Annotated in this window: 27 protein-coding genes; 2 read left to right on the top strand and 25 right to left on the bottom strand. The window is 63.1% G+C overall.

What is annotated here, in order from left to right; translation table 11 throughout:
* Positions 1-16 precede the first annotated feature (16 nt).
* The 13 genes from KIT79_09325 to trxB all read right to left on the bottom strand — a co-directional run bounded on the left by KIT79_09325 (position 17) and on the right by trxB (position 11187).
* On the bottom strand, positions 17-496 hold the full coding sequence (locus KIT79_09325) for a YeeE/YedE family protein (protein MCW5829501.1): 480 nt from the start codon (positions 494-496) through the stop codon (positions 17-19).
* On the bottom strand, positions 493-1269 hold the full coding sequence (locus KIT79_09320; protein MCW5829500.1) for a sulfite exporter TauE/SafE family protein: 777 nt from the start codon (positions 1267-1269) through the stop codon (positions 493-495). Before KIT79_09320 ends, KIT79_09325 begins: the two co-directional genes overlap by 4 nt.
* 34 nt (positions 1270-1303) lie before the next feature.
* A complete protein-coding gene (locus KIT79_09315) occupies positions 1304-2737 on the bottom strand; it encodes an MBL fold metallo-hydrolase (GenBank protein ID MCW5829499.1) in 1434 nt (477 codons plus the stop codon).
* Positions 2738-2930: 193 nt separating this feature from the next.
* Positions 2931-4337 (bottom strand): sigma 54-interacting transcriptional regulator, encoded by a 1407-nt coding sequence (locus tag KIT79_09310; protein ID MCW5829498.1) that lies wholly within the window; start codon positions 4335-4337, stop codon positions 2931-2933.
* A 22-nt stretch (positions 4338-4359) separates the two neighbouring features.
* Positions 4360-4878, bottom strand: a complete 519-nt coding sequence (locus KIT79_09305) for a hypothetical protein (GenBank protein ID MCW5829497.1) — start codon at positions 4876-4878, stop codon at positions 4360-4362.
* 5 nt (positions 4879-4883) lie between these two features.
* Entirely contained in the window at positions 4884-5606 is a 723-nt protein-coding gene (locus KIT79_09300; protein ID MCW5829496.1) for an ATP-binding cassette domain-containing protein, read from the bottom strand.
* Positions 5599-6267, bottom strand: a complete 669-nt coding sequence (gene modB / locus KIT79_09295) for a molybdate ABC transporter permease subunit (GenBank protein ID MCW5829495.1) — start codon at positions 6265-6267, stop codon at positions 5599-5601. Before modB ends, KIT79_09300 begins: the two co-directional genes overlap by 8 nt.
* Complete coding sequence (gene modA / locus KIT79_09290; GenBank protein ID MCW5829494.1) at positions 6264-7085, bottom strand: molybdate ABC transporter substrate-binding protein; 822 nt, start codon at positions 7083-7085, stop codon at positions 6264-6266. Before modA ends, modB begins: the two co-directional genes overlap by 4 nt.
* Before the next feature lie 65 nt (positions 7086-7150).
* On the bottom strand, positions 7151-7702 hold the full coding sequence (gene rfbC / locus KIT79_09285) for a dTDP-4-dehydrorhamnose 3,5-epimerase (GenBank protein ID MCW5829493.1): 552 nt from the start codon (positions 7700-7702) through the stop codon (positions 7151-7153).
* The gene (gene rfbA / locus KIT79_09280) at positions 7699-8580 is read right to left on the bottom strand and encodes a glucose-1-phosphate thymidylyltransferase RfbA (protein ID MCW5829492.1); all 882 of its coding nucleotides are present in this window, start codon (positions 8578-8580) and stop codon (positions 7699-7701) included. The genes rfbC and rfbA overlap by 4 nt, the downstream gene beginning before the upstream one ends.
* A gap of 158 nt (positions 8581-8738) precedes the next feature.
* Positions 8739-9284: a hypothetical protein gene (locus tag KIT79_09275; GenBank protein ID MCW5829491.1), complete on the bottom strand. Its 546-nt coding sequence runs from the start codon at positions 9282-9284 to the stop codon at positions 8739-8741.
* 247 nt (positions 9285-9531) lie between these two features.
* Complete coding sequence (locus KIT79_09270; GenBank protein ID MCW5829490.1) at positions 9532-9993, bottom strand: hypothetical protein; 462 nt, start codon at positions 9991-9993, stop codon at positions 9532-9534.
* Between the two features lie 243 nt (positions 9994-10236).
* Positions 10237-11187: a thioredoxin-disulfide reductase gene (gene trxB, locus KIT79_09265; GenBank protein MCW5829489.1), complete on the bottom strand. Its 951-nt coding sequence runs from the start codon at positions 11185-11187 to the stop codon at positions 10237-10239.
* A gap of 163 nt (positions 11188-11350) precedes the next feature.
* Between trxB and KIT79_09260 the strand changes: the two genes are divergently transcribed.
* Positions 11351-12880, top strand: coding sequence for an NAD(P)/FAD-dependent oxidoreductase (locus tag KIT79_09260; GenBank protein MCW5829488.1), 1530 nt, complete (start codon positions 11351-11353; stop codon positions 12878-12880).
* Here KIT79_09260 and gloB read toward each other — a convergent pair.
* Positions 12877-13653 (bottom strand): hydroxyacylglutathione hydrolase, encoded by a 777-nt coding sequence (gene gloB, locus KIT79_09255; GenBank protein ID MCW5829487.1) that lies wholly within the window; start codon positions 13651-13653, stop codon positions 12877-12879. The two genes, KIT79_09260 and gloB, sit on opposite strands and share 4 nt — an antisense overlap.
* Before the next feature lie 36 nt (positions 13654-13689).
* Here gloB and KIT79_09250 point away from each other — a divergent pair, with 36 nt between their 5' ends.
* Complete coding sequence (locus tag KIT79_09250) at positions 13690-14580, top strand: alpha/beta hydrolase (GenBank protein MCW5829486.1); 891 nt, start codon at positions 13690-13692, stop codon at positions 14578-14580.
* On the opposite strand, the gene KIT79_09245 is transcribed toward KIT79_09250, so the two are convergent.
* The 11 genes from KIT79_09245 to KIT79_09195 all read right to left on the bottom strand — a co-directional run bounded on the left by KIT79_09245 (position 14577) and on the right by KIT79_09195 (position 23589).
* A complete protein-coding gene (locus tag KIT79_09245; protein ID MCW5829485.1) occupies positions 14577-15956 on the bottom strand; it encodes an AarF/ABC1/UbiB kinase family protein in 1380 nt (459 codons plus the stop codon). The genes KIT79_09250 and KIT79_09245 overlap by 4 nt on opposite strands.
* Before the next feature lie 102 nt (positions 15957-16058).
* On the bottom strand, positions 16059-17426 hold the full coding sequence (locus KIT79_09240) for a sigma-54-dependent Fis family transcriptional regulator (protein ID MCW5829484.1): 1368 nt from the start codon (positions 17424-17426) through the stop codon (positions 16059-16061).
* Positions 17427-17498: 72 nt separating this feature from the next.
* Positions 17499-17954 carry a transcriptional regulator NrdR gene (nrdR, locus tag KIT79_09235; GenBank protein MCW5829483.1) on the bottom strand — a complete coding sequence of 152 codons (456 nt, stop codon included), beginning with the start codon at positions 17952-17954 and terminating at the stop codon, positions 17499-17501.
* A 21-nt stretch (positions 17955-17975) separates the two neighbouring features.
* Entirely contained in the window at positions 17976-18542 is a 567-nt protein-coding gene (locus tag KIT79_09230; protein ID MCW5829482.1) for a cytidine/deoxycytidylate deaminase family protein, read from the bottom strand.
* Positions 18543-18557: 15 nt separating this feature from the next.
* Positions 18558-19859: a serine hydroxymethyltransferase gene (locus KIT79_09225; protein ID MCW5829481.1), complete on the bottom strand. Its 1302-nt coding sequence runs from the start codon at positions 19857-19859 to the stop codon at positions 18558-18560.
* Between the two features lie 108 nt (positions 19860-19967).
* Positions 19968-20405 (bottom strand): ribose 5-phosphate isomerase B, encoded by a 438-nt coding sequence (rpiB, locus tag KIT79_09220; protein ID MCW5829480.1) that lies wholly within the window; start codon positions 20403-20405, stop codon positions 19968-19970.
* Between the two features lie 46 nt (positions 20406-20451).
* Positions 20452-21360, bottom strand: coding sequence for an NAD(P)-dependent oxidoreductase (locus tag KIT79_09215; GenBank protein ID MCW5829479.1), 909 nt, complete (start codon positions 21358-21360; stop codon positions 20452-20454).
* 9 nt (positions 21361-21369) lie between these two features.
* A complete protein-coding gene (locus KIT79_09210; protein MCW5829478.1) occupies positions 21370-21861 on the bottom strand; it encodes a PaaI family thioesterase in 492 nt (163 codons plus the stop codon).
* Complete coding sequence (locus KIT79_09205) at positions 21858-22901, bottom strand: SPASM domain-containing protein (GenBank protein MCW5829477.1); 1044 nt, start codon at positions 22899-22901, stop codon at positions 21858-21860. Before KIT79_09205 ends, KIT79_09210 begins: the two co-directional genes overlap by 4 nt.
* 34 nt (positions 22902-22935) lie before the next feature.
* Positions 22936-23376 (bottom strand): hypothetical protein, encoded by a 441-nt coding sequence (locus KIT79_09200; GenBank protein ID MCW5829476.1) that lies wholly within the window; start codon positions 23374-23376, stop codon positions 22936-22938.
* 6 nt (positions 23377-23382) lie between these two features.
* Complete coding sequence (locus KIT79_09195; protein ID MCW5829475.1) at positions 23383-23589, bottom strand: hypothetical protein; 207 nt, start codon at positions 23587-23589, stop codon at positions 23383-23385.
* Positions 23590-23673 lie beyond the last annotated feature (84 nt).

Below are 23673 nucleotides of genomic sequence, written 5' to 3'. Positions count from 1 at the left end.
GTGTTCCTCCGCGAGGTTATCCGGCAATCAGCCGGAACATGATATTGGTGACGGCCATTCCAGCGATCATGAAGCCGATGGTGGCGATGATGGAACTGCGGGCGATCTGGGCGACACCGACGATGGCGTGGCCCGACGTGCAGCCTCCGGCGAGCCGTGCGCCATAGCCGATCAGCATGCCGCCGCCGGTGAAGATCAGGGTCTTTGCCCAGAGGGGAGGCGCCAGTTCGGCGTCCAGCAGCCCCATCAGTGCCGTCGGGTGGTAGCTTCCGGCGAGGAGGACCGACAGGAGCCCGCCCAGGACGATACCGCCGATGAACGGCAGCCGCCAGGACTTGCGGACTTTCGGATCGGAGACGGCCGAGCAGGCGTCGGCGTATCCGGTGGAGACACCGAGCAGGTGGCCTGATCCAAGAACGAATACGAGGACGAACAGTCCCACGGCGAGCCCGCCGGCCCACCAGGGCCAACGCTCAACGAACAGGGTTTCAATCATGGTCTGGGAACCTCCTTGTAGATGATGAACAGGGCCATTACGAAAACGAACGCGGCAAACCCCTTGCGGAGCGACTGGGCGCTGATCCGCTTGCCCAGTGGCGCGCCGATGAGCGACCCGGCCGCTGCCGCGGCGGTGACGACCGCCGCGAGCCGGTAATCAATGGTGACGTGGCTGATATAGCCAGCGAATCCGGTAGCGGACTTGAGGGCGATGACCACAAGCGACGTTCCGATGGCGGCCTTCATGATGAGGCCGCCCATCATCACCAGCGCAGGGACCACAAGAAATCCGCCGCCCGCGCCCACGAGACCAGTGACGGTGCCGACCGCCAGTCCCTCGGCCGCTATCCGGCCGTAGGGCAGTTTCCCTCCGCTGCCGAGGACGCCGCAGGGATTGGCAGCCTGCTCGGCGGTTTCGGCGCGTCCAAACCACATGGCTGCCGCCGTCGCGATCATGATGGCAGCAAAGAGAAGCAGGAGAATCCAGGCCGGTATGAACTGGGCTACCCGGCCGCCTCCGTAGGCGCCCAGCATCGCCGCCGGGCTGAAGGCAATGGCGTTCTTCCAGCAGACGTTTCCGTTCCGGTGGTGCTGGATGGCTGCCACCGCGCTGGTGACTGATACCACCAGCAGGGAGGTGGCGATGGCAGGTTTCTCGGCCATGCCGAGCGCGTAGATCAGGATCGGAACGGTGAGGATCGACCCACCGCCCCCCAGAAGCCCGAGGGAGAGGCCTATCAGCAGCGAGAGGGCGGCGGCGACAAGTAGCAAGGGTCTTTCCTCCGTTGGCAGCGGCTGGTCCGGATCAGGCGGCGGGTTTTCCGGCGGCGATGGAGCAGCTGGCCGCCGCTGCCGGTTCCCCGCGGGATGCCTCCCAGGCGGCGATGCCGCCCACGAGGTCCGCCACCTTTGTGTACCCCATCTGCTGCAGGATACTCGCGCCGATGGCTGACCGGTATCCGCTGGCGCAGTGAACCACGATGCTGCGGTCCCTGGACAGCTCATCGGCCCGCTCGCGCAACCGGTTCAGCGGCAGGTTGATACTGCCCCCGATCCGGCGTCCGCTCCATTCCTTCTCGCTGCGGATATCGACCACGAGCGGCGGGTTTTTCGAGGCCATCGCCTCGGCGAGGTTCCCGGCAGTGATCCGCTCGGTCTTTTCCACCAGTTCCGGGCGGGCCTGACAGGCTTCCATGCAGGCGTGGAGGTAACCGGCGAGGTTGTCGAACCCGATCCGTCCGAGCCGTGTCGCAGCCTCATTTTCCCGGCCGGGCTCGGCGATGATGACGATGGGCCGTTCCTTGTCGAGCAGCGTGCCCGCCCAGGTGGCATATTTGCCGCCCAGCCCGATGTTGAGAGAGCCCTTGAGGTGCGCGGCCTCGAACTCGGCCGGATCGCGCACATCGACCACCTGCGCGCCGGCGTTCTGGAGCCTGAGCACATCATCGATGGCGAGTTTTTTCAGGCCCTTTTCGAGCGCCTCGTCGAGGGTCTGGCGTTCCTTCCGGTTCAGAATGGCGTCATGAACGAAGTAGGCGGGGGCATCGGGCTGGTCCGCCGTGACGATCTTGCGGAACTCCTCCTCGCTCATGGGCTGGAGCGCATAGTTGAACTTCCGCTGGATGCCGATCGTGGATGAAGTGTCGCTGCTCAGGTTCTTCCCGCACAGGGAACCCGCACCGTGGGCCGGGTAGACGATGGTTTCGTCAGGGAGCTTCATCAGGCGCTCGTGGAGCGAATGGTAAAGCATTCTGGCCAGTTCGTCGGCGGTGACGCCGATGGAGGCGAGCAGATCGGGACGGCCCACGTCGCCGATGAACAGGGTATCGCCGGTGAAGACCGCCTGGGGCTTCCGGGCGTCTTTTTCCAGGTCATACACGACGATGGAGATGCCCTCGGGCGTATGGCCGGGGGTTTCCAGTATTTCGAGCCGCACCTTGCCGAACTCAAGCACGTCGCCGTTTTTCAGGGGCGTGTGGGCGTATTCCGCTCCTGCTCTCGCACCAAGATAGATCGCCGCGCCTTCGCGGTCCCTCAGTTCCAGATGGCCCGCCAGAAAGTCCGCATGGAAATGGGTCAGGAACACATGCCTGATCTTGAGGCCATTGGCCTTGGCGTCGGCGATGTACTGGTCCACGTCCCGCTGCGGATCGATGACCGCCGCCACGCCGGTTTCCCTGTCCCCGACGAGGTAGGAGGCATGGGCGAGACAGCCGAGGTAATACTGCTTGAGAATCATGATCTGGGCTCCTTCTCACCCCGCTATATCAATCGGTGTGCCACCCTCAGGGTATCAGCGATGAAATCCGGAAATCATGAGTTTTATCAGTCAGTTATCTCAGTATTTCGGATATGTTAAAAGGCGAATGATACCGGTATGCTAACCTAAAAAGTTAACATAGTGTAAACCAGATTGTTAACTGTAAGGGTTATCACTCTGGGGCGGTGTCAGCATCTATGCCGAGCCGCTTGAGCTTCTTCCAGAGGGCGACCCGGCTGATGCCCAGCAGACGGGCTGCTTCGGTCCGGTTGCCGTGTGACTGGCGGAGGGCTTCGAGCGCCCGCATCCGTTCGGCCATAGAACTGGCGGGGCCCTTCGGTGCCCGGTGGCGTTTGGCTGTCCCGGCATGAGCTGCCGGCGGTTCTGCCGTCCGCAGTTCGGGAGGCAGGTCGAACAGGGTGATCTGCTCGCCCTGGACGGTGACCAGCGCATGCTCGATGGCATTGCGGAGTTCGCGGACGTTTCCCGGCCAGCCGTAGTCCATCATCTTCTGCAGGGCGTCGTGGCTGATGCCGGTCACCGGGCGCGGGCGGCCCCTGGCCGCCTCGCCGAGAAAATGGTTCACCAGCAGCGGCAGATCCTCGCGGCGTTCCCTCAGGGAGGGAAGACGGATCTCGAACACGCGGATCCGGTAGTAGAAATCCTCCCGCATGGTCCCGGCGGCAATAAGACCGGCAAGGTCGCGGTTGGTGGCCGTGACCAGCCGGACATTGACTGTAGTCGCCCGGTCGTCGCCGACGCGGCGGATCTCGCGGGTTTCCAGCGCCCGGAGAAGCTTGAGCTGGAGTAGCGGGCTGACGTCGCCGATCTCGTCCAGAAACAGCGTTCCCCCGTCGGCAGCCTGGAATACGCCCGTCTTGTCCCGGATCGCCCCGGTAAAGGCTCCGCGCACATGGCCGAACAGCTCGCTCTCCAGCAGGGTTTCCGGCAGGGCCGAGCAGTTGACGGCGATGAACGGCTTATCCTTGCGGTCGCTCAGGGAGTGGACGGCCCGAGCCGCCAGTTCCTTTCCCGTTCCGGATTCGCCGGTGACGAGCACCGTCACGTCGCTCTGCGCCGCCAGCCGGATGCGCCGGAACACCTCCTGCATGATGGCACTTTTCCCGACCATCCCCTCGAACGCATGCCGGGAGCGGGACTGCTCTTCCAGCAGGGCGATGCGCTCGTTGGCCGTGACAAAGGAGGTCATGTCGGCGAAGGTGCCGACGGCCCCCTGCACCTTGCCTGCGGAATCGGTAAGTACACGGACATTGCCGTGCAGATGCAGCTCCCGTCCGTCACGGGAGAGGACCTTGCACTCCTGGTTGCAGATTCCTGCGGGGACCGGCGGCGGCTGGCTCATCAGTTCCCGCAGGTTGCCGAAACCCTTGCAGTTGGGGCCTTCCAGGATCGTGCAGGGCCGGCCGACCACATCCTCGCTCCGGTAGCCGGTGATTCTCTCGGCGCCCTCGCTCCAGGCCGCGAAGTTGCCGCTGGCATCCACGGTAAAGACACCATCGGCCATGGCGTCCACCACGGCGGCGAGGATCGCGGGGTCTTTACGGAAATCCAGTTCCATGCGGAAGGTCCGTGCTCCTGATTCAGGGCGCAGCGGGCTCCGCAGTCATGACACGGATTCTCGTCACTGCCGGGATCCGGATGAAGGGATCGTTGGTCCGTTCGATTCGCCCGCCCTGTCCATGGTACTCGGGGAACGGGTTGGCGGGATCGAGCATGACGACCAGGGCCTCGCCCCTCTGGTTCAGGAGGAGGGCCGGAATGAGTGCGCCGGTATCTTTCCCCGCCTTGAGCGTCACGACGATCCCGTGCCGGCCGGTGATTTCATAAGTGGCGGTGGCCGGATCGGCGCCTGTCAGGGTTTCAAGCCGCCAGGCGCGGCGCTGGTCATCGGAATAGTCGGGCGGCGTGGAGGCGAGTTTTTCTCCGGTGAGTGACTGCCGCTTTTCATCACCGGAGAATATCTCCACCGGCTGCGTGGTGATCGGACGGGCCTCGGATGGAACCGGCAGGCGAGGCATCATCTTCCCTTCGTTCTGGGGGCCGGTATTGCATGCCGACAGGGAAGCAAGAACCAGAAGAACCCTGTAATACAGCTTCATGATCCTTATCCTCCGCTTTCGTCATCAAAGTACCCGCCCCCGGCGGGCAGAAGTTCCTCGATGGCTCCGGTCCCCTCGATCCTGCCGTTGCGGATCAGGATAGCACGGGTGGCGAGCTGGAGCGCCTCCATCCGGTGATGGGTGACGAGAAGCCCCGGAATACCGGCCTCGCCGATGAGTTGGCGGACGTCTTCCCCCAGTGACCGGCGAAGTTCCCGGTCGAGTGCCGAAAACGCCTCGTCCAGCAGGACCAGCGAGGGTGACCGGGCGAAGGCGCGGGCGAGCGCCACGCGCTGCGCCTCGCCACCGGAAAATGTCGCTGGCTTGCGTTTCGCCAGATGGGGGACCTTCATCCGTTCCAGCATGTGCAGGGCCCGGTCGCGGCGCTCGTTCCGGCCGATTTCGCGGCTGATCCCGTATTCGACGTTGCCGAGCGCGCTCAGGTGCGGAAACAGCGCCGCCGACTGGAACACGAAGGATATGCCCCGCTTGTGGACCGGTGTATCGGCTCCGGTTCCGGAATCGTACCAGATGTTTGAGCCGAGCTGCACACGGCCGGACGCCGGACGCCGGAGTCCGGCGATGAGTGCGAGCACGGTGCTTTTGCCTGAACCGGATGGCCCGAACAGCACGGTGAGCCCCGGCGGAACTTCAAGGCCGACATCCAGCGTGAACCCGCCATCGCCAGGGACGGCATAGTTCAGCACTGCGGCAAGGGTATCAGGCATGGGAATGCGGTTTTCCGGTCAGCTTGTTGGCTGCATACAGCATGAAAACGGCAACGGCCGTCAGCACCACGATCATGGCGAGCGCCTCACGCTCGCGGTTCGCCTGAATGGCATCGTAGATGGCGAGCGAGGCCGTTTGGGTCTTGCCGGGGATGTTTCCCGCCACCATGAGCGTCGCGCCGAAATCCCCGAGCGCACGGGCGAAGCCAAGCATGATCCCCGCCATGATTCCCGGCCAGGCGAGCGGAATCCGGACGGTCCAGAAGACGCGCAGCCGGTTTGCGCCGAGCGTCCGGGCTGCCTGTACCAGCACCGGCGGCACGCCTTCGAATGCGGTACGGGACGATTTCACCACGAACGGCAGCGCGCCCAGCATGGCCGCGAGCACGGCGCCGGTCTGGGTGAATACGATGGGCGAGCCGAAAATGTCTTCCCAGACGCCGCCGATGAAACTGCGCCGTCCGACGGCGACCAGCACGTAGTAGCCGAGCACGGTCGGCGGGAGAATCATCGGAACGGTGAAGAGGACATCCAGCAGGTCACGGCCGGGAAACTTCCGGGTGGCCAGCAGGATGGCGAGAATGATCCCCACCACGGCTGCCACGAGCGTCGCAATGGCCGAAACCTTCAGCGAGAGGAGGATCGGACTCCACTGTATCATGGGGCGTGTGCGATCTGCTCTCCCGGTAGCACGAAACCATAGCGCTTCATGACCGCCCGCCCTTCAGGGGAGTTGATGAACCGGGCGAACTCCTTGCCGGTCTCCACGTTGTCGCCACCTGTGCAGGCCGCAAGTGCCTGGTCGATCGGCTTGTGAAGTTCCTCGGGGACCAGTTCCCAGACACCATTGGGCGTGACAATGGCCAGCGAGAGGGCGACGACGGCGGCCTCGACGTTTCCGGACTCGGCGAACTGGAGCGTCTGCCGGACGTTCTCGCCGTACACCAGCTTCGGCTCGATGGCCTCCCAGGTTCCGGTCGATTCCATTGCCTGTTTTGCCGCCTTTCCGTAGGGTGCGTGCTCCGGATTGGCGATGGCGATCTTCTGGAAGGCCGCGCCGGTCAGCGCCTCGATCTTCTCCGGCGCCGGGATGGTGGAATCTTTCCGGGTCCAGATGGCAATCCGCCCGCGTGCATACATGGCCTTGGTATCGGGCAGGCAGACACCGGCGGCAATGACGTCATCGACAAACGACTCATTGGCGGCCACGAACAGGTCGAACGGTGCGCCGTTGTTGATCTGCTGGGCCAGCTGGCCCGTGGAGCCAAAGACGAAAACCGGCTTCTTTCCGGTCTGTTTTTCAAACAGCGAGCCCAGTTCCTCGAATGCGAAGTGCAGGTCCGCCGCCGCGCCGACCTTGAACGTCACGGGTTCCGGAGCCTTTGCCGGGGCCTGCGGATTCGGGGATTTCTGGCAGCCGGTCAGGGCTGCCGCCGCCAGCAGGAACAGGAACGGCTTGAAGATACGGGCAGGATTCATCTGTGACTCCTTGACAGGGCGCGAGCCTATCTATTTCATCCGGAGACACCGAAGCAAGACAGGTTTCAGCCCTGCGGCAGCCGGTCCTTGGGTATATCCTTGAGGCACGGGTAGGCCCGGTCCTTGGAGGACAGTTGCGGATCAGCCAGTGGCCAGTTGATCCCGATATCCGGGTCATTCCAGAGGATCCCGCCCTCGTCATCCGGGCGGTAGTAGTCGGTGCACTTGTAGAGGAAATCGGCGGTTTCCGTCAGTACGGCGAAGCCGTGGGCGAAGCCGGGCGGTATCCAGAGCTCCAGGTGGTTTTCGGCGCTGAGACGCGCCCCGTACCATTTGCCGAATGAGGGAGAACCGGGCCGGATATCGACGGCAACGTCGAACACCTCGCCTTGTGTCACCCGGACCAGTTTCCCCTGGGGGTATTTGATCTGGAAATGCAGCCCCCGGAGAACACCCTTTCGGGACCGGGAATGGTTGTCCTGGACGAACGGAAGCGTAACTCCCGCCTCGGCCAGCCGGTCGGAGCGGAAACTCTCCAGGAAGAATCCCCGGTCGTCGCCGAACACCCTGGGTTCGATCAGGAGCAGACCAGGGAGCGGGGTGGCGGTAATCTTCACGGAACCTGTCTGCCCGTCTTGAGGATATCCAGAAGATACTGGCCGTAGCTGTTTTTCGAGAGATCAGCAGCCAGCCGTTCCAGCTGGGCGGCGTCGATGTAACCCATCCGGTAGGCGATCTCCTCCGGGCAGGAGACCTTGAGGCCCTGCCGGGCCTCGACCACCTCGACGAAATTGGCGGCAGCCAGCAGGGATTCGTGGGTGCCGGTGTCGAGCCAGGCGGTGCCCCGGCCGAGAAGTTCCACCTTGAGCGTTCCCCGGCGCAGGTATTCGCGGTTGACGTCGGTGATTTCCAGTTCGCCACGGCCCGAGGGCTTCAGGTTTCTGGAGACGGGAACGACGTCGTTGTCGTAGAAATAAAGGCCGACGACAGCATAGCGTGACCGGGGATTTTTGGGCTTTTCTTCAATATCAGTGGCTCGACCCTGGCTGTCGAAGGTCACGACGCCGTACCGCTCGGGGTCGCGGACGTAATATCCGAATACGGTGGCTCCCTTCTCCTGGCGGGCCGCCTTCTGGAGCGTCTGGGCGAGGCCGTGGCCGTAGAAGATGTTGTCACCCAGGACGAGCGCCACCGGATCGCTGCCGATGAACTTCTCCCCGATGATGAACGCCTGCGCTATTCCCTCGGGCCTTGGCTGCTGTGCATAGCTGAAGGAAAGCCCCCACCGGGAACCATCGCCCAGAAGCCGTTCGAACTGGGGCAGGTCTTGCGGCGTCGAGATGACGAGGATCTCCCGGATCCCGGCCAGCATCAGGACCGACAGCGGATAGTAGACAAGCGGCTTGTCATAAACGGGCAGAAGCTGCTTGCTCACGCCGATCGTCAGCGGATAGAGGCGCGTGCCCGAACCGCCGGCCAGAACAATACCTTTCACCAGCGCGAACCGCCTTCCTTGCCTAAAAAGCCAGCCGGGAAATCATGACTCAAGCGGATTATGGCAGGAGCGGGGGGCGAGGTCGATATCCGGTGGCGTACAAAACAGAACGGGCGCCCCGGTGGGACGCCCGTCTGGCTTTTCGGACGATGACTGGATCAGTCGTCCGAGCAGTCGTCGCACTCGGTGGCGATCTCGTAGGGATCCACTTCCGTCAGTTCCTCGGTATTGTCGAGGTCATCGCATTCGTCCAGGAAGAAGTCGTGCGAGCCGTCAGCGGTGATATCAACGCTGCCATCAAGCGAGTAGTAGGCCGACGTTTCGTTCACATAATCGGGGTTGTCCGAGATCGTGACCGAGCAGACGCCGCCATCCTCGTCCTCAAGACCCGGATCGCCGCATTCGTCGATATCATCGTAGAACAGGCCAAGCTCGCCACAGGCCAGCGCATTGACCACTTCCGTGTAATCAACCGGGCCGGAGCTGGGCGGTACCGTGACTCCCGCCGGTGTCACGAGCGAATAGATGACACTGCCATTCGCGCAAAGCGTTACCGTGCCGTCCACACAGGCGATGGTGATCGTGCCACCCACGCCGCCGCTGCCGCCGCAGGCCGCCACGCCGCCGCTGCCGCCGCAGGCCGCCACGCCCATGATGAGCCCGGCTGCCCCAATGAAAGAGAGAAGTTTCTTGCCTGAAAACATGTGTTCTTACCCCTTGTGGCCCGGTGTTTTCACCAAAAGCCCTTCTAGTGCTGTGAAACCGAGCCTACCGCTCTCCATGGGCCGTTGCAAGACCTTTTTAATGTGGATTTGGGCGTTTTTGGGTGGTCTAATGTGGAGGAGCCCGCTTTGCCGGGGCTGTTTTTAATCTTCTGGTTCCCAAAAACAGAACGGGCGCCCCCAGTGGGGACGCCCGTCCGGTTTTGATCAGCAACTAGTCGAAACTCTCTTAGAGAGTGTCGTAGGTGCCTTCCAGGTCGTCGCAGTCTTCTTCGCTGAAGTCGTTTTCACCGTAGACGGTGATGTCGGCGGTGCCGGACGCTTCGAACGTCGTCTCGTCGATCTCGACCGGAATGCCGGTGCACTCGGCAGAGGGGTCCGATCCTTCGATGTCGGCCGGGGCTGCCGCATCGGCTTCAACAGTCGGGTTGGCATCGGTCACGCCCACTTCGGCGCAGATCGAGATGAGAGCAGACTCATCCAGCACGTCCTGGTCAACGACCTCATCCGGAATCTCGGTTTCGCCCGCGATGAACGAGTAGGTGGCCGTAATCACGGCCGCCAGGAAGTCGATATCATCAACGCAGACGCCCGTGATGCTGCCGCCGCCCGAGCTGCTGCTGCAGGCCGAAGCGCCGAAAGCGAGGCCAGCGGCCCCAATGAGAGAGAGAAACTTCTTGCTTGAGAACATGTGAGTATTACCCCTTAAGGTGTGTTGTTCGCCAAAACCATTCTGGCGTTGTGGAGGCGAGCCTACTGTTCTCTATGAAGCGATGCAAGGACTTTTTTTAATTGGGCGCCAGGAATCCACAGAGTTCACAAATATCCACGAAACCGGCCTTAGCATGTGTTTTTGGTCACGCCGTGGCGTTTTCAAAAGCCGGATTTATTAATAAATTGAGCGGGTGGGCGCCCCGTTCCGGGGGGCCATTTTTTAATCTATTCCCCGCCCGGCCAGCCACCGCTCGGCGTCAATGGCGGCCATGCAGCCCGTGCCGGCGGCCGTGACCGCCTGCCGGTAGACGTGGTCGGCTGCATCGCCGGAGGCGAATATGCCCTCGACGTTCGTCCAGGTCGTGCCCGGCTTCACCCTGATGTAGCCGTTCTCGTCCATGTCGAGCTTTCCCTTGAGGAAATCGGTGTTGGGCTTGTGTCCGATGGCGATGAACGCGCCGTGCACGGCGACCTCTTTCGTCTTGCCGGACGGGATGTGCTTCAGCCTGACGCCGGTGAGGCCGGGCTTTCCGTGGCCGGCCTCGCCCAGGAACTCGTCCACCTCGGAGTCCAGCTCCCACCGCATCCTGGGGTTCTTCTGGGCCCGCTCGACCATGATCTTCGAGGCCCGGAACTCCTGCCGCCGGTGGACGACCGTGACCGACTTGCACATCTTGGTGAGGTAGTTGGCCTCTTCCATCGCCGTGTCGCCGCCGCCCACGACGATCACGTCCTTGTCCTTGTAGAAGAACCCGTCACAGGTGGCGCAGGCCGATATGCCATAGCCGAACAGCTTCTTTTCGCTCGGCGTGTTGAGGAGCTTGGCGCTCGCCCCGGTGGCGATGATGACCGCCTCGGCTTCCACCGGCTCGCCTCCGTCATGGACGACCCTGAAGGGTGCTTTGGCGTTTTCGACCGCCGTCACCGTGGCGCTAATGATCCGGGTTCCGAACCGCTCGGCCTGGGCCCGGAACTCCAGCATCAGGTCCGGCCCCATGACCCCCTTGGGAAAGCCGGGGTAGTTTTCCACGTCGGTCGTGATGGTGAGCTGGCCGCCCGGCTGGAGCCCCTCGATTATCAGGGGCTTGAGGTTGGCGCGGGCGGCATAAATGGCCGCCGTATAGCCGGCAGGTCCGCTTCCGATGATGACAATCTTTTCGCGCTCGGACATGGATGGGTTTCCTTTCAGCGAGGGGCCTAAACCTTTCCGATCCGGCAGGTGGTGACAAGGGGGAGGGCCAGCCGGTTCCGCGGGGCTTTTCAGCAGGGGCGGGCTGTGGTAGTCCCGGACTCACTGACACCTGTGTCAGTCTTGAAGTTGAGGGGGATCCGCCATGCCAGCTACTGCCGCCCCGGCCACCCGGAGCCGGAAGAAGTCCGCCAGCCGCGCTGCCGAAGACAGTTTCGATGCCATCGTCATCGGTACCGGCATGGGCGGGTCGGCCTGCGGCGCGATCCTGGCAAAGCATGGATTCAGGACACTGATACTGGAAAAGAATCCCCGCGTGGGTGGGTCCTGTTCCTGGTACGAGAAGGACGGCTTCCGGATCGACATGGGAACCCACATGTTCATCCGCGGGAACAAGGGGCCGTTCGGCGTATGCACGAAACGTCTCGGCATGGGGACACCGATCGAGTTCCGGCGGACGAGGGACATCGCCTGGGTGCGAGGGTTCAACATTGACGCCCGGATGCCGTCCGATCCCCGGCGGCTTCCGGTATTCGCGCTGCAGGTGCTGGTCCAGTCGGGGCTGCCGCTGACGGCACTGCCGTCCATCATCCGCATGTTCCGTGATATCGTGACGATGCCGCAGGACCGGATCGAATACTGGGACACCCGGACCATCGACGAGTTCATGTCGGTCTATACGAAAGACCCGTTTGTCCACACGCTGATCGGGTTTCTTCTGGGGCTCTACTTCATCCTGCCCACCTGGCAGGCGTCGGCGGGGGAGTCGATCTGGAACCTCCAGCATTTTCTCCGCGACAACAGCCTGAGCTATCCGAAAGGCGGTTCGGCGATCATACCGCAGACGTTCCTGAAGGGCGCCGAGGCACACGGCGCGCAGGTGATGACGATGGCCGGTGTCGAGAAAATCCTCGTCGAGGACGGCAAGGCCACTGGCGTCATCGCCCGCGGGAACCGGACGTTCCGCGCCCCGGTCGTCATCTCCACCTCATCCATGCAGGACACCATGTTCCGCATGGTGGGGAAGGAGTATCTTTCCGAGGCCTATGCAAAACGGGTGCAGGCGATCAAGGGAAGCTACATCGCGGTGCAGGCGAAGATCGGTCTCAAAAAGGGTGTGACCCGCGCCGGGTGCATTTGCGGGGGGTACCCGCGCAAGATTGACCGGAACCAGATGAACCACGAGACGATGATTGAAACCTTCCGGCAGCTTGAAAGTGGAAAGGTCGCGCCGTTCACGCCGATCTACTGCCCGATCCCGACGAACTTCGATCCCGGTCTCGCTCCGCCGGGAATGCAGCTTCTCACCGCCTGCGCGGTCGCCCCGACGACAGACGTGGAACTGGACGACGGGCCGAAGAAGTGGATCGACAACATGCTGACGGCTGTTTACGACATGGTGCCGGGTTCCAGGGAGCAGGTGGTGTTCGAGGACACCTTCTCGGTGCAGGCAATCGCGAGCTGGATCGGAAAGTCGAGCGGCGCGGCCGTGACCACGGGCCAGACGCCCGACCAGGTGGGTAAAAACAGGCCGGGGCACCGGACTCCGATCCGTGGCCTGTACATGTGCGGAGACGCCGCCGGTTCACGCGGCGTCGGCACCGAGCTCGCCTGCCAGTCGGGGATGGAGTGCGCCGATCTCATCGCCGACGAGCGGCGGAACTTCCTGATCTAGAACCGGTCCTTGAGTTTCCTGACGATGGCGAACCGCTGCGCCGGGTCGGCGGCGGAGCCGGGGTCCGTTTCCCGGCATCTTTCGATGATTTCGGGCGAATCCCACCGGAGAAAGACGTTGGTTTCCTTTTCCTCGCCGATGGTGGAAGGGACCGTCGGGACTCCTTTTGTCCGCTGGTCGCGGACCTTCTGGTAACGGGCTGCAAGCGCCCTGTTGCCAGGTTCGATGGTGACGGCGAACCGGAGATTGCTCTCCGTGTATTCATGGGCGCACCAGACGCGGCTAATGGCGGGCAGGGCGGCCAGCCGGGAGAGGGACCGGTGCATCTGGACCGCCGTGCCCTCGAACAGCCGGCCGCAGCCACCGGCGAACAGCGTATCGCCCACGAACACGTCGCCTCCGAACCGGTAGGCGATATGCCCCGACGTATGGCCGGGGACGAACAGGACTTCGGCGGTTTCACTGCCCAGTCTCACGGTGTCGCCGTCATCCACCGGCCGGTTCATTCCGGTGATGCGCCCGGCGTCGTTCTGGTGGCCGTAGATTTCCAGCCCCGGATACATCCGGATCAGCTCCCGGTTGGCGCCGATGTGGTCCGGATGGTGGTGGGTGTTGAAGATCGCCTTGAGCTGCCAGTTCTTCTCTTTCAGGAGTTCCGGTATCCGCCCCGGCTCCGGCGCGTCCACGACGGCGGCCTCTCCCGCCACGGGGTCGGCAATGAGGTAGGCGTAGTTATCCTGCCACTGGGGCAACTGGATGATTTCAAGGGCCATCGGCAGACCAGTTTAACCTGCCGGGCCGGTGCGTCTATGCTCGCTGTCCGGATGAACGAGCAGACCCATCCCCCCACCCGTCACTGGCTGAACCTTCCGGGGCTCCGGCTCCAGTACCTCAACTGGCCGGGAGCGCCGGCTGACGCTCCGGTGCTGCTGTTCTGCCACGGCTGGCTGGACCTCGGAGCCGCCTGGGCACGGGTAGCCCCGCATTTCGCCCTGCAGTTCCGTACCTATTCGTTCGATTTCAGGGGGATGGGCCGTTCCACCTGGCAGCGGGGAGGGGACTACCACTTTCCCGACTATGTGCAGGATATCGCCGAGGTGGCTGACCACATTTCCCCTGACCAGCCGTTTTATCTGGTGGGCCATTCGATGGGTGGGATGGCATCGTCGCTGTACGTGGGCACGTTTCCGGAGCGGACCGTGAAATACGTGAATATCGAGGGGCTCGGGCCTCCGGATGTGGGCGTCTCGATTGCACCGGACCGGTTCCGGCGGTGGATCGGCGAGCACCGCAAGTTCCGCACGAAGCGTCCGCGGCCGTATGACACGGTAGAGGACATCTCTGCCCGGCTGATGAAAATGTACCCCCGGCTTGCGCCGGAGTTCGCCCGGTTCCTGGCAGACGAGATTTCGGTCCGTGATGGCGAAGGGAAGGTCCAGTTCGCCCATGATCCGGTTCACAAGGTGATGTCGCCCCAGCCGTTCAATGCCGAACAGGCCAGATCATTCTGGGCGCGGATCACTTGCCCGGTGCTCTGCATCCGGGGTGGCGAGAGCGAATACGACCGCCAGCGGTACGAGGACCGGGCGGCGCTGTTCGCAAACGGCAGCTATACGGTTATTCCCGGCGCGGGGCACATGGTCCACTACGACCAGCCGGAACTGCTTGCGAAAACGCTGGGCGGGTTTTTCAGCCGCTAGGATTGTGCGGCGGCGGATGCCTGCTTCTGCTCGTAAACCTTCTTGGCGCCGCCGAGCATCTGGATACGCAGGGCTTCCTTCAGGTACGGGTCGTCTGCCGGGAGAACCTTCTTCTCGAAGATAAGGCGCGCTGTCTCCCGGATCATGAACTGGAAGAAGTCGAACTCCGGATCGAGTTGCCGGGCCATGCCGGAAAACGTGGAATCCGTGACGGCAATCAATGTCAGTTCCCGGTCGAAAGTCACCGCCTGCTCGCGGAGCAGGGCAAGAAGATCCTGCCAGACGTCGGCAAGATCGATCTCGCGCACGTCGCCCTGGAGCACCTTCTGTGTCATTTCGTGGGTCTTGTCGCCGATGATGCGGCGGCGATCTTCATCGATGTCCGTCCGGTCGGCGAGATAGGCCCGGGTGAGCAGGTGGCCGTCGAATGTTCCGAAGGCGAGCAGCAGCTGCATGTATTTCTGCGCGTAGTGCCGGGGGACGGCGTAAACGAGTCCCGTGTCGAGCATGACGATCCGGCGGTCGTTGTCGATGAGCAGATTGCCGGGATGCAGGTCGGCATGGAGCGTGTGCCGTTCGATGCACATGAGCAGATAGAGGGTATACAGCCGCTCCGCCAGCTCGGTGTCCGGGGCGTTCCGGCTCCGGATGTAATCGGGAACCTTCTTCCCCTCGACGAACTCCATCGTGATGACGCGGGGGCCGGAGAGTTCCTCGTGTACGGCGGGCAGCCGTACCCACGGCACGTCGCGGAACAGGGCGGCGAAAAGCCGGTTGTTATCCCGCTCGCCCCTGAAATCGAGCTGGCTGTGAAGCGCACGTCCGAACTCGTCCACCTGCTCGGGCAGCCGGAGGTTCTTCACGCCGGGAACCAGCGAAGTGAACGCGGCAAAGAAGTTGAGCACGGAGATGTCGCTTTCGAACTTGCGTGCCATGCCGGGCCGCTGGACCTTTACCGCCAGCGCACGCCCATCGTGAAGCCAGGCCCGGTGGACCTGCGCCACGCTCGCGGCGGCGATCGGCTTTTCCTCGAACTGCAGGAAAAACTTTTCCAGCGGGCCGCCGAGATCGCCTTCGATAATCTTCTGGATGAGTGCGAATGGCACGGGCGGTACGCGGTCCTGAAGCATGGCCAGTTCTTCGATGATCTCGGGCTCCAGGATGTCAGGCCGGCTTGAAAGAATCTGGCCGATCTTGGTGAAGGTCGGGCCTGTGTTGCTGCAGAACCGGGCTATGGCTGCTCCCTTGGCGTGCAGCCGGCCTGCACGGCGCTTCGTCCTGGGTCCGAGCGTGATCCACAGGTTCGCCCAGCCGTAGCGGACTAGTTCGATTCCCAGAACCATGCACAGGAAAATGGCGGTGAAAACGGCTCGCATCCGGGCTCCGGTTTGTGTGCCCTGTCAGTTGGAGGCGGGCAGCCATCCTTTCAGGGAACCGGTTCCCCTAGCCGGAAGCGGCAGGTCCGGCAATGGAACCGTTCAGTTTGGCGGCTTGTCGAACCCGAACTTCTCGATCCGGTAGCGGATCTGGTCCCGGTTCATGCCAAGAAGGGCGGCGGCGCGGGTCTGGTTGCCCTTGGCAAGGTCGAGGGCCTGCCGGACCAGGTCACGCTCCACGTCTTCGAGCCGGATGCCGTCGGCCGGCAGCCGGAAGGCGCCGGGTTCAGCGGCCTGCCGGGGTGCCAGCATGAGGAAATCCTCCGGTCCCAAGGTATCGTTGGTCGTGAGCAGCATCGCCCGCTCGACGGCATTCTTGAACTCGCGGATATTGCCGGGCCAGTTGTGGGCTTCGAGCGCTTTCAGCGCTTCCGGCGTTACGCCCTTCACGTTCCGTCTGAACTCGTGGTTGAACCGGTCGATGTAGAAGTTGAGCAGGAGCGGTATGTCGCCGCGACGCTCCCGGAGCGGGGGCAGGGCCACCGGGAGAACCCGGAGCCGGTAGTAGAGATCTTCACGGAACTCCCGCTTCTGGACCGCTTCCTCCAGGTTGCGGTTGGTGGCGGCGACGACGCGCACGTCCACCCGGATATCGGCATGGCCGCCGACGCGCTTCAGGGTCCGGTCCTCAAGGAACCGCAGCAGCTTGGCCTGCAGGGCGGGACTGATCTCGCCGATCTCGTCCAGAAAGACCGTTCCCCCGTGGGACAGTTCCAGGAGCCCCTTCTTCTGGCCCTTGGCATCGGTGAACGCCCCCTTTTCGTGGCCAAACAGCTCGCTTTCCAGCAGCGTCTCGGCGATGGTCGAGCAGGTGATGTTCATGAACGGACCGTCGGCCCGGCTGCTGTTGTAGTGGATCGCCTTGGCGGCAAGGTCCTTGCCGGTGCCGCTCTCGCCGGTCAGCAGGACCGTGGAACCGGGGCTCGCGGCAATACGCTGGAGCAGTTCCTTCACCGAGTGCATGGCGGGAGACTCGCCGATGATCTGGTCGAATCCGTATGTGCCGTTCACCCCCTGCCGGAGCGCCTTCACCTCACGCCGGAGCCGCGTCGTTTCCAGCGCCTTGGCAACGAGCATTTCGATCTCGTCCAGGTTGAATGGCTTGTTCACGTAGTCGTAGGCACCCTGCTTCATCGCCTCGACGGCGGTTTCCACACTGGTGTGTCCGGTCATCAGGATTACCAGTATGTCCGGATCAAGTGTCTTGATCTTTCCGAGCAGGGTCAGTCCGTCGGTATCCGGTAGCTGGTAATCCAGCAGCACGAGATCCACCCCGGATTCACATTGGGAGACGGCCCTGGCACCGGTCTCGGCCTCATGGACCTCATAGCCGGCGGCCGACAGCCGCTCCTTCAGCGACCAGCGGATCAGATCCTCGTCGTCGACGGTCAGGATTCGGGGGCCGGACATGGGGGTATTTTTAGGTGGATATCGCCAGCGGTTTCAAGAAATGGCGGCGGTTTCCGGTGGCGGCTTCCGGGGCTACTTGCGGCCCAGCAGCCGGTTCACTTCCTCGGCGAACTGGCTTGGGTCGTCGAATTGGCGGTATACGCTGGCATAGCGGAGGTAGGCGATCGGGTCGAGATTGCGCAGTTCGGCGATCATGGCTTCGCCGATCTCCTGCGAACTGACCTCGCGCGGGTACTTTTCAAAAAGACGCTCTTCGACGCCCGTAATCAGCCTGGTGATCTGCTCCTCGGAGACCGGCCGCTTTTCGCAGGCCCGCCGCAAGCCGATATGGAGCTTGTGCCGGTCCCAGGGCTCCCGGCGGCCATCCTTTTTCACCACCTGTGGGAGGATTTCTTCGACGGTTTCATAGGTCGTGAACCGCTCGTTGCACGATTTGCATTCGCGCCGGCGGCGGACCTGCCGCTGGTCGGGGGTTTCCCGGGAATCGACCACCGAGGTATCGAGATGACCGCAGAAGGGACACTTCACGTGGGTGCGACCCTGCCTTTCCTAGCCGGGGACAGTCTCGCCCTTGTGGGTGAGGCCGGGCCGGAACTCGGGCACACCGGCCTTTTCGGCGGCTGCGGAAGGGCGCTGGTCCTTGGGAAGGTACTGGACCATCTCCATGCCGCATTCGGCCGCCAGCTCGTCGGCCAGCGGATCGTCATAGAACTCCTCGTAGTGGACGCGCTGGATGCCCGCGTTGATGAGCATCTTCGTGCAGATGATGCATGGCTTGGTGGTACAGTAAACCTCCGCCCCGGCGATGGCGACGCCGTGGTAGGCGGCCTGGATGATCGCATTCTGCTCGGCATGGAGCCCGCGGCACAGTTCGTGCCGTTCGCCGGACGGCACGCCCAGCCTTTCGCGGAGACACCCCACCTCGGCTGCGTGGGCCGCGCCCCGGGGCTGGCCGTTGTAACCGGTGGCGAGTACCTGCTTGTCCTTGACGATCACCGCCCCTACTGCCCGCCGGATGCAGGTCGAGCGGTTTTTGACCACATGGACCATGTCCATGAAATACTCGTCCCAGTCGGGCCGGGCGTGGGTATTGCGAAGCGGCGGTTTGTTCTCCATGCCTTTCCTTGAGCCTCAGGACCGGTATAGCGGGAACCGGGCTGACAGGTCCGCCACGGCGGCACGGATCTTCTGGATGCGGGCCGTGTCCTTCGGGTTCCCGATCACGTCGGATATCCACCCGGCGATCTGTTCCATTTCCGGCTCCTTCATGCCCCGGGTGGTGAGGGCCGCCGTTCCGACGCGGACGCCGGAAGTGACGAACGGCGAACGCTTTTCATAGGGAACGGTATTCTTGTTCACCGTGATGCCCGCCTCTCCCAAGGCGTCCTCCACGTCCTTGCCGGTCACTTCGCGGCTCGACAGGTCGATGAGCAGAAGATGGTTGTCTGTGCCGCCGGAGACGAGGGCGATGCCCCGCGTCAGCAGCACCCTGGCGAGCGCCTGGCAGTTGGAGATGATCTGTTTCGCATAGACAGCGAATTCCGGCTGGAGGGCTTCCCTGAACGCCACGGCCTTGCCGGCGATAACGTGCATCAGCGGGCCGCCCTGGTTGCCTGGAAATACTTTCGAGTTGATCTTCTTGGCGATCGCCTCGTCGTTGGTGAGGATGAGTCCGCCGCGTGGCCCCCGGAGCGTCTTGTGCGTCGTGGTGGTCACGATGTGGCAATGGGGAAACGGATGGGGGTGCAGGCCCGTGACAACAAGCCCCGCCACATGGGCGATGTCGGCCACGAGGAATGCCCCGATCTCGTCGGCGATCTTGCGGAATTCGGCGAAGTCGATGAGCCGGGCGTACGCGGATGCTCCTGCAATGATCATCTTCGGCTTGTGCTCGAGTGCCGCCTTGCGGATCAGGTCAAAGTTGAGCCGCTGGGTCTGCGGATCCAGCTGGTAGGAGACGACCTTGTAGAGCGAACCGGAAAAGTTCACCGGCGAGCCATGCGTGAGATGCCCTCCGTGCGAGAGATCCTGCCCCATGATCGTGTCGCCGGGACTGATGAGGGCGGCATAGGCTTCCATGTTGGCCGATGAGCCCGAATGGGGCTGCACGTTGGCGAACTGGCAGTTGAAGAGCTTCTTGGCCCGCTCGATGGCGAGCGTTTCGGTCACGTCCACCACTTCGCAGCCGCCGTAGTAGCGTTTCCCCGGATATCCTTCGGCGTACTTGTTGGTAAGCACCGAGGCGACGGCCGCCATGACGGCCGGACTGGTGAAATTTTCGGAGGCAATCATCTCGAGCTGGCCGCGCTGGCGGGCCAGTTCGTCGGAAAGCGTTTGCCAGATTTCGGGATCCTGGGCCCGGAGACGGGCTTCGTCGGCCACGATGGCCGGTCCGGTATCGCTGGCGGAGGGTTTGGCGGCGAGGCTGGGCATGTGTCGTTGAACTCCCCCGGAGCGGCCCATTGGGTCCGGGCTGGACGCCCCGGACCGCATACCTATATCCCAACCGGGCAGCGGGGCAAACGGGGGCTGGAACGCCCTTCAGGCACTGGAACTGTTGATCTTGTGAACTCGGCGTTCGTGGCGGCCGCCCTCGAAGGCGGTATTGAGGAAGGTGTCGAGGATTTCTCCGGCAAGGCCCGCTCCCACGACCCGTGCTCCCAGGCACAGGACGTTGGCATTGTTGTGGGCACGGGCCATACGGGCCGAAAAGGGCTCGGAACAGACGGCAGCGCGGATATCGCGGAAACGGTTGGCGGTCATCGCCATGCCCTGTCCGGTGCCGCACACAAGAATGCCCAGTTCTGTCTCGCCTGCCATGACTGCCTTGCAGACCTTTGCCGCGTAGTCGGGGTAGTCCACCGAATCTGCCGCAGCGACGCCGAAATCGGTCACCTCATGGCCGAGTGATCGCAGCTTTTCGGCGAGCTGGGCCTTCAGTTCAAAACCCGCATGGTCGGCTCCGGCGGCAATCTTCATGGGACTGTTCCTTATCTGAATGCAGCCGGGACCGGCAAGGGCGGTTTTATTTCCCTGCCTCCGCCGCGAAAGTCTCCTTGAGACAGTCGATAAACGGGCGGTTCTGCCAGCCCAGTTCAGTGGCGGCGCGGGTGATATCAAAATGACGGTTGATGGGCACCGGGATCGGGATCCGGAGCAGGGGCCGCTTCCCCTTGGCCTCGGCCCAGGCGTCCATGAACGACCATACGCTCACATCACTTCCGGAAAGATTGTATGCCTTTCCTGCCGTGATCTCCGGCTTTTCCAGTACGAGTGCGATGCCCTCGGCCACGTCGCCCGCGTAGACCAGCGGGAAATGCAGCATGGCCGGGGCGATCGTGACCGGCGGCGCCATGAGCCGCCGGATCCAGGGCGTGATGTTGGTATCGAACGCTCCGTAGATCGCGGACGGCCGGACGCTGGTGAGGCTGATGCTGTATTCGGCGGCCAGTTTCCATGCGAGCTGCTCCGACAGGGCCTTGGAGATGACATAGATAGTGGCGCGGTTGCGGCGGCTGGCTTCGGTGTGCTGCGGGTGGTCCTCGGTAACCGGCTTTTTGTGGCCACGGTAGACGGCCACTGACGAGACATGCACTGCCCGTTTGACCCCTGACTGACGGATCGCATCGAACACGTTGCGCGTGCCGTCGATGTTGGTCCGGAGGTGGTCCTCCCAGTTCTGGTTGGCGATGTCGAACAGGGCGGCATTGGAGATGACCGCATCCGTCCCCCGGAACCCTTCAGCCAGAAGGTCCCGGTCGGCAAGGTCGGCCTTGCGGAGTTCAACACCTTTCACCTTCAGTTCGGGCACACGGTCCGGATTTCTCACGACGCCAACCACAAGGGCCCCGTGCCCAATCAGCGTATCCACGATATAGCGTCCGAGAAATCCGGTAGCTCCGGTAACGGCGATCTTCTTGCCTTTCAGGTCCATGAAAGCTCCCTACTTTGCCACGCCCGCGGTTTCCTCGGGGCGGGCTTTCACGATGGCATAGACGCACCAGCCCTGTGCAACCAGTTCGCCCTTCTGGTTCGTCACCGAGACTTCGCCATGCACGACGCGCTTGCCCTTGCGGATGATTGTCCCCTCGGCGATGAGGGTTCCCGACGCGGTGGGCTTGAAATATTTGGTATCGAGGTGGATCGTCACCATCTGGAAGCCCGGCTTGATCGTCGTGACGATTGCCTGGGCAACTGCCGTATCCACCAGCGTGGCGTGCACGCCGCCGTGCATGATCCCCGCTGGCTGGTTCAGGTCCGGCCGGTAATCGATGGCCATCCGCGCCCAGTCCTTGCGGACGGCTTCCACGCGGGCGCCGATCAGTTTCAGGAACGGCGCGGTGTTGGCGCGCTCAAGCTGGCGGGCCTCGCGGCCGGGCGGCATATCGTCGTGGAAGGGCCAGTCACCGGTTTCCGGGGTCTTGCTTTCGCTCATGTCACCACTTCCAGAGGCCGGGCTATCTGACCGAGCAGAGGGCAGGTCCGGCATACGGACGGGGGATTACCATTTTCAAAAGCGGCTTGCAGCCTCTCCCGCCCGCCACCGGCCAGAATTTCTGCCAGGGTTTTCCGGGAGAGATTTCCCAGTTCCAGTTCAGGGGGCGCAACGCAGCAGGGGTGGACATTCCCGCCCGGATGGATCTTGAGCCACTCCCAGGCCTGCCAGCACTGGCCAGGCTTTTCGGCCATCCGGGCCCGGATGTTTTCGGGATCCCACTCCACGGGCGGCGCCGTTTCTGCGCGCCCGTTGAACCGCTGTACCGGCGGATGCGCGAACAGGATATCGCTCAGGGTTTCACGGGCCACTGCCGGACACTGGCTGCGGACCTGTTCTATGGACGTCCGGTCGGGCTGGTAGGCGTCGAGACGCGGGTCGAACCGGTACAGCTCCTGCACGAGAAAAGCCTCCACGCCTTCTTTCCGGAAGAAACGGATCGTCCCGGCAACCGAGTGGGCGGTATCCCGGGTCAGGACAATGCTCACAACGAGCCGGTGTAGGAGGTCCATGCCGCGCAACACACCGATGGCCTCACGCAGGTTGGCCAGAACATTGCGGAACTTCGCTCCTGGCCGCATCCGCTCGTAGGTCTCTTCCAGATGGGAATCGACCGAAACCTGGAGCCGGTAGAGATGCTTCCCCAGCGTCTGGACCGTGCTGGCCATGGGGAATGTTCCGTTGGTGATGAGGAGCATCCGGCGGCCGTGCTCGACGACCTTGCGGGTGGCAATGTCCAGATGCGCCGAGAAGGGTTCGCTCCCGGCCGAAGGCACCAGTATGCTGGCACGGGGCAGCAGTTCATCCAGCAGGCCCGCATACCCGGTTTCGGTCATGCGCATTGGCGGGGGATGGCCGAGGCCATAGCAGTAAACGCACGACAGGTTGCAGGCGTTATTCGACGCCACCTCAACGAATGTTCCGAGCCGCTCCGGAAGGGTGCGTGCTTCAGTCCGGCGCAATCCTGGGAATCCGGCCATACCGCGCCAGTGTGGACGGCCCGGAGGGCTTTAGTCATGCCACACGGCGCAGATGCCGCTTGGTCTTGAACATGGCGAACTCGGCCTTGTGGGTATCGATCATCGTCTGGAACAGTTCGCGGCCCCGCTCATCGCCGTAGTCGCGTTTCAGGCCCCAGTAGATTTCCACCACCCGGTCCAGAAGGCCCGAGTCGAACAGGGCAGTAATGCGTTTCGAAGGAATCATCGCGGCTGCCACGCCGCCTGCGAATCCCTGGGCATAGGCCAGCGGATTGGGGAGCAGCGGGAAACCGGTCAGTTCACGGAATGCCTTTTCGAGCCGGTCAGCGTTGGAACCCTCCACGGCGGCCGCCTTGCTGATCTTTTTCTTCATGACGGGGTCGGTTTCGAGTGCCGCCCAGACCCTGTTGATGACCGAACCGGCGGTTTCCGTGTCGTAGTCGAGAACCAGCCCCAATGCGTATGTAATGAACATCTCCCCTTACTCCTCCTGGTTGCCGGGAAGCGGCCCGCCCTTCCGGTAAAGAAGGGAGGTGTCGCCTGCCGTTTCGGCCGTTTTCGCAGCCACCTCGACGAACTCGTCTCCCGGTGCTCCGCATACGTCGCAGACGTGCACGGGCGCAGGTCCATCGTGCTCGAATCCGCACCACGAACATCTCCAGCGCCGCCTGGTTTCCGGTTCGCCCAATCTGATGCCCCTCCGGACGAGCAGATCGAAACGGCATTCTCCCACGAAGGGAGTTCCAAGGCAACGGCCATCTGGAGTGCCTTA

It is taken from the genome of Deltaproteobacteria bacterium (genome assembly GCA_026129095.1).
In the GTDB taxonomy this organism is placed as follows: domain Bacteria; phylum JAGRBM01; class JAGRBM01; order JAGRBM01; family JAHCIT01; genus JAHCIT01.
Note: the sequence above shows the minus strand (reverse complement) of the source record. Positions and strands in the feature narration are given on the sequence as shown.